The 10285-nt window shown below is 57.2% G+C and carries 9 protein-coding genes; 7 read left to right on the forward strand and 2 right to left on the reverse strand.

What is annotated here, in order from left to right:
• Positions 1–76: 76 nt before the first annotated feature.
• On the reverse strand, positions 77–1018 hold the full coding sequence (locus tag LC334_RS11900; RefSeq protein ID WP_085800758.1) for an ABC transporter substrate-binding protein: 942 nt from the start codon (positions 1016–1018) through the stop codon (positions 77–79).
• A gap of 196 nt (positions 1019–1214) precedes the next feature.
• On the opposite strand from LC334_RS11900, the gene LC334_RS11905 reads away from it, so the two are divergent.
• The 4 genes from LC334_RS11905 (at position 1215) to mltG (ending at position 5526) form a co-directional block, all read left to right on the forward strand.
• Complete coding sequence (locus LC334_RS11905) at positions 1215–1994, forward strand: DeoR/GlpR family DNA-binding transcription regulator (protein ID WP_085800759.1); 780 nt, start codon at positions 1215–1217, stop codon at positions 1992–1994.
• 251 nt (positions 1995–2245) lie between these two features.
• The gene (locus LC334_RS11910) at positions 2246–2989 is read left to right on the forward strand and encodes a 1-(5-phosphoribosyl)-5-[(5-phosphoribosylamino)methylideneamino] imidazole-4-carboxamide isomerase (RefSeq protein WP_085800760.1); all 744 of its coding nucleotides are present in this window, start codon (positions 2246–2248) and stop codon (positions 2987–2989) included.
• Between the two features lie 123 nt (positions 2990–3112).
• Positions 3113–4372, forward strand: coding sequence for a beta-ketoacyl-ACP synthase II (gene fabF / locus LC334_RS11915; protein WP_085800761.1), 1260 nt, complete (start codon positions 3113–3115; stop codon positions 4370–4372).
• Positions 4372–5526 (forward strand): endolytic transglycosylase MltG, encoded by a 1155-nt coding sequence (gene mltG, locus LC334_RS11920; protein ID WP_085800762.1) that lies wholly within the window; start codon positions 4372–4374, stop codon positions 5524–5526. The genes fabF and mltG overlap by 1 nt, the downstream gene beginning before the upstream one ends.
• Before the next feature lie 197 nt (positions 5527–5723).
• On the opposite strand, the gene LC334_RS11925 is transcribed toward mltG, so the two are convergent.
• Entirely contained in the window at positions 5724–6614 is an 891-nt protein-coding gene (locus LC334_RS11925; RefSeq protein WP_085800763.1) for a hypothetical protein, read from the reverse strand.
• Between the two features lie 546 nt (positions 6615–7160).
• Between LC334_RS11925 and rpsL the strand changes: the two genes are divergently transcribed.
• Genes rpsL through fusA form a run of 3 tightly spaced genes read left to right on the forward strand, consistent with a single transcriptional unit; the run spans position 7161 to position 10154 of the window.
• A complete protein-coding gene (gene rpsL, locus LC334_RS11930) occupies positions 7161–7532 on the forward strand; it encodes a 30S ribosomal protein S12 (RefSeq protein ID WP_085800764.1) in 372 nt (123 codons plus the stop codon).
• A 12-nt stretch (positions 7533–7544) separates the two neighbouring features.
• Entirely contained in the window at positions 7545–8015 is a 471-nt protein-coding gene (rpsG, locus tag LC334_RS11935; protein ID WP_085800765.1) for a 30S ribosomal protein S7, read from the forward strand.
• 21 nt (positions 8016–8036) lie between these two features.
• Complete coding sequence (gene fusA, locus LC334_RS11940) at positions 8037–10154, forward strand: elongation factor G (protein ID WP_085800766.1); 2118 nt, start codon at positions 8037–8039, stop codon at positions 10152–10154.
• Positions 10155–10285: the final 131 nt, after the last annotated feature.

The following is a 10285-nucleotide window of genomic DNA, read 5'->3' on the forward strand; positions in this document are numbered from 1 at the left end:
GGCAGGTTTACTGATAGCATGAAAATATTTGGCCGGGGTCGGGGAGAGATCGCTTGGCAACCCCGGCCAGATCGAACTACTGGTTGATCCAGCCAGACCAGCGGTCCTTGTTCGCATCCATCCAGTTGGCCACGACCGTATCGACCTCGACACCGTTCAGATCGGCCTCGCCGACCATAGCGCTCATTTCCTCGTTGGTCAGCGTGTAGGCTTCGATGACGCTATACGCACCAGGCCATTTGTCCTGCAGACCAGCCCACGCTGCCTTCCAGATCGGGCCACGCGGCTTGCCGCAATCATAGGCCAGATCGGGGTTCACGCCGACCGAGGGGTCAGAATAGCACTCGGCGGTAAACGGTGGGAACTCAACGAATTCACCTTCGTATTTCGCTGGCGCCCAATGCGGTACATAGACCCAGAGAATGACCGGATCCTGCCGCTGATAAGCTGATTCAAGCTCGGCAAAAAGCGCCGCATCCGTGCCCGCGTGCACCACCTCGAAATCCAGTTCCAGCGCCTCGACACGTTCATCGTCAAACCCGCCCCAAGTCACCGGTCCACCCACATACCGCCCGTTCGGTGCGGTCTCTGCGGTAGCGAATTCCTCGGCGCAGTCCTTCAGCGCTTCCCAGTTTGGCAGGCCCGGGCAACGCTCTTTCATATAAAGCGGATACCACCACTCCTCGATCGCCTGCAGGCCGGTTTCGCCGACATTGACGACATTGCCGGTGGCGGTGGCCTCGTCCAGCGCCTCGCGACCTGTGGTTTCCCAGATTTCCATCGCCAGATGCAGATCACCGGTCTTGAGGCCGGCAAACTGGGCAATATAATCTGCCTGGACATATTCAACATTGTATCCCGCTTCTTCAAGGATACTGCCCATGATCTTGGTGTTGATAAGCTGCCCCGACCAGTCATGCAGGGTCAATTTGATCGGGTCTGTCGAATCGGCGGCCCAGGCCGCTGACGTTGCAAATGTAAAGGCGGTCAACGCGCCCAAGGTTTTGATTTTTTGCATCTTTTATCTCCCGGCGATGTGGTTTTTTGTGTTTATCTGCTAATTGCATTTAAAAATTTGCGTTAAAGCTTGGCTTTAGTCAATATAAACCACAAAAACGCTCGATTTTTGCTTGAAAAATTGGAAATCCGGATCAAAAACGTGTGCGATGTTGTTTTTTGTGGCTTTTGACGGTAGCTCTGAGATAGGAGGCACCATGATCCAGTCGCGCAGAACCACGAACCAACGCGAAGAAGAAATCCTCAGAGAGCTTCAGAAAGCGGGGGGGTCTTGCCGGGTCAGCTATCTGGCCAAGCAACTGACTGTGTCGAACGAAACCATCCGGCGCAACATTCGCACGCTCGAAGAAAGCAAGATCGTGCGCAAGGTGCATGGCGGCGTTCATCTGATTGAAGATATCGGTGAAGAGCCGTTTCAAAGTCGCATTTCAACCCACGCACATGAAAAGGCGCGGTTAGCGTCGGCGGTGGCTGAAAACATCGGCGACGGCGATTCCGTGTTTCTGGATATCGGCTCGACAACCGCCTATGTCGCAATGGAGCTGAAGCAGCGCAGTAATCTCTTTGTGGTGACCAATTCCGCTTTTGTCGCGAATACGCTGACCACACGGAACGGCAACAGGGTTTTTCTGGCCGGTGGGGAATTGCGCGCCCATGATGGCGGTGCCTTTGGCGCCGAGGCGCTGGATTTGGTGCAGCGGCTAAACGTTCAGTTCGCGGTTTTTTCCGTCGGCGCGGTGAATGCAGAGCTGGGGTTTATGCTGCATGATCTGGAGGAAGCGAATTTGGCGCGCGTTGCCGCGGCAAATGCGCAGGTGCGGATCGTGGTGGCCGACAAGGATAAGTTCAACAAACGTGCGCCCGTGTCTATCGGAAGCGACACGCAGTTCGACGTATTCTACACAGATGCTCAGCCACCCGACGCAATCACCCAAATGCTTGAAGCCAAGGATATTGACCTGGTCGTCGTTGATTAAGGATCGGTGCCGGTACGCCTAGCTGCACGCTAAATGGTGGTCGTTTCGTGGCGTTTCGGGGCCATTTTACTATGGCGAAACACGGGGTCAGTCGATGCGCCATTACGTGTTGGTTTTTGACCGCCGCACCCGGCTAAGGCCGCGAATGGGCCTAAACATGCCGATTTGGAGATATCGAGAATCAGGTTTAGACTACATAGCTATCTCGTCCTGATACAATATCAGGGAGATTGATTCTGAGGATCACGACAATGATCATCTATCCCACTTTGGAACTTCTGAATGGTAAATGCGTCTCCCTGAAACGGGGTCGCCTCGATGAGCCAGTGATCTGGCATGTCGACCCGCTGGAGACCGCGCGGCAATTTGCGGCAGCCGGCGCCGAATGGATGCATGTCACCGACATGAATGCCCTGGGCGGAGACGGCAACAATGACGAGTTGATCGAAGAGATCATTCGCGCCGCAGGTATTCCGGTGCAGTTGGGCGGCGGCTTTCGTTCGCGTGAGCGCGTCGAACACTGGATCGGAAAGGGCGCGGGGCGTGTCGTGGTGGGCACGATGGCCGCACATGAACCCGACTGGGTGACTCAGCTGGCAAACCGCCATCCCGATCAGATCGTGCTGGCGGTGGATATGTTCCAGGGCCATGTGATGACCGAAGGCTGGCAGAAATACAGCGCGCTTGAGCCCGAAACATTCGTCGCGGCCTTCGATGCGGCACCGCTTGCGGGCATCATCGTCACCGATATCGATGCAGATATTGAGGATCAGGATGGCCGGATCGGCGTAATTTCCGGCCTGGCGGCAAAAACCCGCCACCCGGTGATCGCACGCGGCACGATTCGCACCGCGGATGACGTTGCACGGCTGAAATATGTCTACAACATCGCAGGCTCGCTGATCGGTCGGGCACTTCTGTCCAAAGACGTCGATCTTGCCGAAGCCCTGCTGATCGCGCGACCAGAGCCCGAGCGCGTAGCTGAATTCCAGTAGACTGAGCATCATCCCGGGTGACCGGGCCGCCAAAACGGCCCGGTTTCCCTCTCGTGATGGACTTGCCCCTCCCATATAAGACAAGGTATGAGCAGCCATTGAATTACGAGAAAGGGCAGCATTATGCGGCGTGTCGTTGTCACCGGTCTTGGACTGGTTACCCCCCTTGCGGATGGGGTTGAGGAAAGCTGGAAACGTCTGTTGGACGGTCAATCCGGCGCGGGTCCGATCACGCGGTTTGACGCCTCGAACGTGGCGACATCCTATGCTTGCGAAGTCCCGCTGGGCGATGGCAGCAACGGCACGTTCAACACCGACACCTATATGGAGCCGAAAGAGCGCCGCAAGGTCGATGATTTCATCTGCTACGGCATCGCCGCCGCGCAGCAGGCGGTCGAGGATGCGGGCTGGATACCCGAGGACGAAGAAAGCCGCCAGCGCACCGGTGTGCTGATCGGTTCCGGCATTGGCGGGCTGCGCTCGATCGAGGAGACAACGCTGATCATCCGAGACAAGGGCGTGCGCCGGGTGTCACCGTTCTTCATCCCCGGTGCGCTGATCAACCTGATCAGCGGCCAGGTGGGTATCCGCTACGGCTTCAAGGGCCCGAACCATTCGGTAGTGACCGCCTGTTCGACCGGCGCCCACGCAATCGGCGATGCGGCGCGGCTGATCATGTTTGGTGATGCCGATGTGATGATCGCGGGCGGCGCCGAGGCCGCGATCTGCGAAATCGGCATTGCCGGGTTCAACGCCTGCAAGGCGCTCAGCACCAAACGCGCCGACGATCCGAAAGCCGCCAGCCGCCCCTACGACGAGGACCGTGACGGGTTCGTCATGGGCGAGGGCGCGGGCATCGTCGTGCTGGAAGACTACGAACACGCCAAGGCGCGCGGCGCCAAGATCTATGCCGAGGTGCTGGGCTATGGCCTTTCCGGCGACGCCTATCATATCACCGCGCCGTCGGAAGATGGCGATGGTGGCTATCGCGCCATGGTCTCGGCCCTCAAGCACGCGGGCGTCGAACCGAAGGATGTGGATTACATCAACGCCCACGGCACTTCGACCATGGCCGACACGATCGAGCTGAAGGCGGTCGAAAGACTGATGGGCGATGCGGCAAGTAAGGCTACCATGTCATCGACCAAATCCGCCACAGGGCACCTGCTGGGTGCTGCGGGCGCGATTGAGGCGATTTTCTCCATCCTCGCGATCCGCGATCAGGTGGCGCCACCGACGATCAACCTTGACAACCCGGCGGTCGATACCCCGCTCGATCTGGCTCCGAAGGCCAAGCGCGAGCGCGAGATCAACGTGGCTCTGTCGAACAGTTTCGGCTTCGGTGGCACCAATGCCTCGGTCTGTTTCGGGAAAGTCGGCTGATGTGGCGGCACATCGCTTCGAACGCAATCACCTTCCTCGTTGTTCTGGTCTTCCTGCTGGGCGGGGTCGTGCTGTGGGGTCAGAATGAATATACGTCCGAAGGCCCTCTGACGGAACGTATCTGCCTGCAGGTCAAACCCGGGTCGAACATGCGCGGCGTATCACGGCAACTTGAAGATGCCGGTGCGATCTCGAATGGATCCATCTACCGGGTCGGAGCAGAATATTCCGGCAAGAACAGCCGCCTGAAAGCCGGAAGCTGGCTGGTGCCCGAAGGTGCCAGCATGCAGGAGATCGTCGATATCGTTACCCGCGGCGGGGCCAGCACCTGTGGCACCGAGGTGGTCTATCGCATCGGGGTCACGCGGTCCGAGGCCCGGGTGCGCGAGCTTGATCCGGCGACCGACGCTTATGTCGAACGCGCCGAGTTCGATCTGGCCGCCGAGGAACGCCCGGAGATCTATGCCAAGGTCCGTGAAGAGGCAGACACCCGCTACCGAATTGCCATCGCCGAGGGCGTGACAAGCTGGCAGATCGTGAACGCCCTTGGTCAGATTGACCTGCTGGAAGGTGCGGCGGACAAGCTGCCGCCCGAGGGCAGCCTTGCACCGGACAGCTACGAGGTCAGCGCGGGTGATACCGTGGCTGGCGTACTCGAAAGAATGGACGCAGAGCAGGATCTGCGTTTGGCCGAAACCTGGGAAAACCGGGCCGAGGGCATTCCGCTGAAAGACCCCTACGAGGCGTTGATCCTGGCCTCGATCATCGAAAAGGAAACCGGCCTGCCGGAAGAGCGCGGGCAGGTGGCCAGCGTCTTTACCAACCGGCTTGAGCAAGGGATGAAACTGCAAACCGACCCGACGGTGATTTACGGCGTCACCGAAGGGAAGGGGGTTCTGGGCCGGGGCCTGCGGCAAAGTGAGCTGCGCAAGCGGACCGACTGGAACACCTATGTGATCGACGGCTTGCCGCCCACACCCATTGCCAATCCGGGTCGCGCCAGCCTTGAGGCGGCAGTCAACCCCGAGGATACGGATTTCATCTTCTTTGTGGCCGATGGTACCGGCGGACATGCCTTTGCCCGGACGCTGGAAGAGCACAACAAGAATGTCGCCGAGTGGCGTAAAATCGAGGCGGAGCGCGCGACGGAATGAGACGTTGGCGCTGCCTCGGCGGCGCGCGCAGCATCCAAATGCAAGAACCGGGTTGATCCCGGCGCAGTGCCGAACACCTTGCCCGGTTCATCCTGTAAGGTGTCGGAAGGCCGGTAAACCTGCATGGGTGTCAGGCATTTTCGATCTATGCATCAAGCATATCTACTCCAACGTCGGCAATGCGGACTAAGCGGACATTAGTTGATTTCAAAATTTTTAATCAAGCGACCTACTTCTGATCGAAGCTCGGGTACTTCCAAAATTTCTTCTTTCCATTTGCTAAGGTCGGCATTTTCCAAATGAGCTTCAAAAGCGCTCTTGAATTTTGAAACTCGGCCTTGAGGAAAAACAGCCTCGGCTACGATTGTGTCGCCTTGCATTCTGCCTACGACATGAGAGTCACTCCATCCTATACTTGGGTTCTTATTATTGCGGTTTGCGGTCCATTCATCAAATTGACTGGGGAATTGGATTCGTTCGTTCAGCAAGGGACGCGCTCCAACATGCCAAGTCAGTAACTGTGCACGCCAGTACGGGCATCCGATTGAAAAAATCGAATCCACCCAGCCTTGGAGTTCCTTGTCCTCGACCAAGCGAAGACAGACTAGAAGCGAAGCGGCAAGGTCGCCGCTCACATTCGCCCAACCCCACCATTTCGCGGGGTTATTGTTCGACGGATGAAGAGTGTTACCAACGACTATCTTACCGTCCTTCCATCGATTTTCGGCCATTATGACGTGCCCAAGTGTGCTAAGAACTTCACCGCCGTCATACGCATTTCGACCCATGTGATTGGTCGCAAGATCAACTTGCAAAAAGGCGCTACACAGGCTTTCGAACAGCCAATCTACAAAGCGTTCGTGGCATCGCGGCACAACTCTCGGCAACAGATAGCGTAACCAAGCCTCCCATTCTTCATGAAGGCCGAAGGCGCTCGCGCCGCCTGCGATTTCTCGTAGCACTTCCTGCAAATATTCAGTTGATACGGTCTCAAAATTACCGCTTAGCTCGGTGTACATCTTTCGTGTTTCACCCATAAACCAAGCTTCACCCATCAGAATGTCTGGTTGCGGCGCTGCTTTGCGCATTGAAGCAAGAGTTGTCTCGCAAGGGCCCACGCCCGGCGTCCAGTTAAATCCCAAATGCTTGCTCCGAATTGGTGATCGATTAGAAAACCTACTCGCTCTTCAAAATCAGTCCAGTCAAAAATGAACCGTCTGACGCCTGTAGGTATGGGCTCACACCAGACATCCGATATCGCTTTATTGTCGGATATAGGAAATGCCGTGATTGCCATTGGGCACTTAGTGCGACATGTGCGTTTTTGGCGGGGTAGGAGGTCGGTCAGGCAATACCTCGTGACGCCCTTCTGGCGCTGTTGACAACCCAAACGACTCCCCCTATACGCGCCCCATCCAGCCAAGGGGGTCGCCCCGGCAGCTGATATCAAAACTGAAGTGGTCAAGATCCGGGCTGGTTTATGCGCCCCGATCCTCTGAATAGCCAGCCGCGTCGTTCGCCTCGGAATGGGAACGATTGCGGTCATTTCGCTTTGCGGACGCGTGAGGCGAGTGAGATTTAACCGCATGGGTTCCCATGCAGACACATGTGTTGAGAGACGGGGAAGAACCGGAATGCCAACGATCCAACAGCTGATCCGCAAACCGCGGCAGCCGAAAGTAAGAACGCAGAAGTCGCAGCACCTGCAAGGGTGCCCGCAGAAACGTGGCGTTTGTACGCGCGTTTACACCACCACACCGAAGAAGCCGAACTCGGCCATGCGGAAGGTCGCCAAGGTGCGCCTGACCAATGGCTTCGAGGTGATCAGCTACATCCCCGGCGAAAGCCACAACCTGCAGGAACACTCGGTCGTTCTGATCCGGGGTGGCCGGGTCAAAGACCTTCCGGGTGTGCGCTATCACATTCTTCGCGGTGTTCTGGATACCCAGGGCGTCAAAGACCGTAAGCAACGCCGTTCGAAATACGGCGCCAAGCGTCCTAAGTAAGGAGAGAGCGAGATGTCACGTCGTCACGCCGCTGAAAAACGCGAAGTCCTGCCCGACGCCAAGTTCGGCGATCTGGTTCTGACCAAATTTATGAATAACCTGATGATCGATGGCAAGAAATCGGTCGCGGAGAAAATCGTCTACAACGCGCTGGATCGCGTCGAGGACAAAATCAAGCGCGCCCCGCTGGAAGTGTTCCACGAAGCGCTCGACAACATTCAGCCCAGTGTTGAAGTTCGTTCGCGCCGGGTGGGTGGTGCCACCTATCAGGTGCCGGTCGAAGTGCGCCCCGAGCGCCGTCAGGCGTTGGCAATCCGCTGGTTGATCAATGCCAGCCGCGGTCGCAACGAAAACACGATGGAAGAGCGTCTGGCCGGTGAACTGATGGATGCGGTCCAATCGCGCGGTTCCGCCGTTAAGAAACGTGAAGATACCCACAAGATGGCCGAGGCGAACAAAGCCTTCAGCCATTACCGCTGGTAAACATTCAGAGGCAAGAGACCTATGGCACGCGAATATCCGCTCGATCTATACCGCAACTTCGGTATCATGGCGCACATCGATGCAGGTAAGACCACCTGCTCGGAACGTATCCTGTACTACACCGGCAAATCCCACAATATCGGTGAGGTGCACGATGGTGCGGCCACCATGGACTGGATGGAGCAGGAGCAGGAGCGCGGCATCACCATCACCTCGGCTGCGACAACCACTTTCTGGGAACGCACCGAAGACGGCCAGACCGCCGATACCCCCAAGCATCGCCTGAACATCATCGACACCCCCGGCCACGTGGACTTTACCATCGAGGTCGAGCGTTCGCTGGCGGTTCTCGATGGTGCGGTCTGTGTTCTCGACGCTAATGCCGGTGTTGAGCCGCAGACTGAAACCGTTTGGCGTCAGGCTGACCGTTACAAGGTGCCGCGGATGGTCTTCGTCAATAAGATGGACAAGATCGGTGCGGATTTCTTCAACTGCGTGCGGATGATCGAAGACCGTACCGGCGCCACGGCTGTGCCCGTCGGCATCCCGATCGGAGCCGAGACCGAGCTGGAAGGTCTGATCGATCTCGTGACCATGGAAGAATGGCTGTGGCAAGGTGAAGATCTGGGCGCGTCCTGGGTCAAGGCGCCGATCCGTGACGGCCTGAAAGACATGGCCGACGAATGGCGCGGCAAGATGATCGAAGCAGCCGTCGAAATGGACGACGACGCGATGATGGAATACCTCGAAGGCAACGAGCCCGACGTGCCGACCCTGCGTAGCCTGCTGCGTAAAGGCTGTCTGTCGCTGTCCTTCGTGCCGGTTCTGGGTGGTTCCGCCTTTAAAAACAAAGGTGTACAACCTTTGCTGAACGCCGTGATCGATTATTTGCCCAGCCCGCTGGACGTTGTTGATTACATGGGCTTCAAACCCGGTGACGAAGAAGAGACCCGTAACATTGCCCGCCGTGCGGATGATAACATGGCGTTCTCGGCGCTGGCGTTCAAAATCATGAACGACCCCTTCGTGGGTTCGCTGACTTTTACACGCGTTTACTCGGGCACCCTGAACAAGGGCGATACGCTGCTGAACTCGACCAAGGGTAAGAAAGAACGCGTTGGCCGGATGATGATGATGCACTCGAACAATCGCGAGGAAATCACCGAAGCGTTTGCGGGCGACATCATCGCGCTGGCGGGTCTGAAAGACACAACAACCGGTGACACGATCTGTGCGGTCAACGATCCGGTGGTTCTGGAAACCATGACTTTCCCCGATCCGGTGATCGAGATCGCGGTTGAGCCGAAAACCAAGAACGACCAGGAAAAAATGTCGCAAGGTCTGGCCCGTTTGGCAGCCGAGGACCCGTCCTTCCGTGTGGAAACTGACATCGAAAGCGGTCAGACCATCATGAAGGGCATGGGCGAACTTCACCTTGATATTCTGGTTGATCGTCTCAAGCGCGAATTTAAAGTCGAGGCCAACATCGGTGCACCGCAGGTGGCCTACCGTGAGACCATTGGCCATGAGATCGAGCATACCTACACCCACAAGAAACAGTCTGGTGGGTCAGGTCAGTTCGCCGAGGTCAAGATGATCATCTCGCCGACCGAAGCGGGCGAAGGTTATTCGTTTGAAAGCCGCATCGTTGGTGGGTCGGTGCCCAAGGAATACATTCCGGGCGTTGAAAAAGGCATCATGTCCGTCATGGATAGCGGCCCGCTGGCTGGCTTCCCCGTGATCGACTTCAAGGTCGCTCTGATCGACGGTAAATTCCACGATGTTGACTCTTCCGTCATGGCGTTTGAACTCGCGGCGCGGATGTGCATGCGCGAAGGTCTGAAAAAGGCTGGTGCGAAGCTGCTGGAACCGATCATGAAAGTCGAAGTGATCACGCCGGAAGAATATACCGGTGGCATCATCGGTGACCTCACCAGCCGTCGCGGTCAGGTGTCGGGCCAGGAGCCCCGAGGCAACGCGATTGCAATCGACGCAAACGTGCCGCTGGCCAATATGTTTGGCTACATCAACACGCTGCGCTCGATGTCCTCGGGCCGGGCCCAGTTCACGATGCAATTCTCGCATTATGATCCGGTGCCGTCGAACATCAGCGAAGAAATTCAGGCAAAATACGCCTAAGCGAAATTGGGCGCCGAGGCTGTCGGCGCCCCTGGAAAAATCAAGGAGGCCATCATGGCAAAGGAAAAGTTTGATCGTTCTAAACCGCATGTTAACATCGGTACGATTGGTCACGTTGACCACGGTAAGAC

Origin of the sequence: Roseovarius aestuarii, assembly GCF_019966515.1 — a bacterium.
Taxonomy (GTDB): Bacteria; Pseudomonadota; Alphaproteobacteria; order Rhodobacterales; family Rhodobacteraceae; genus Roseovarius; species Roseovarius aestuarii.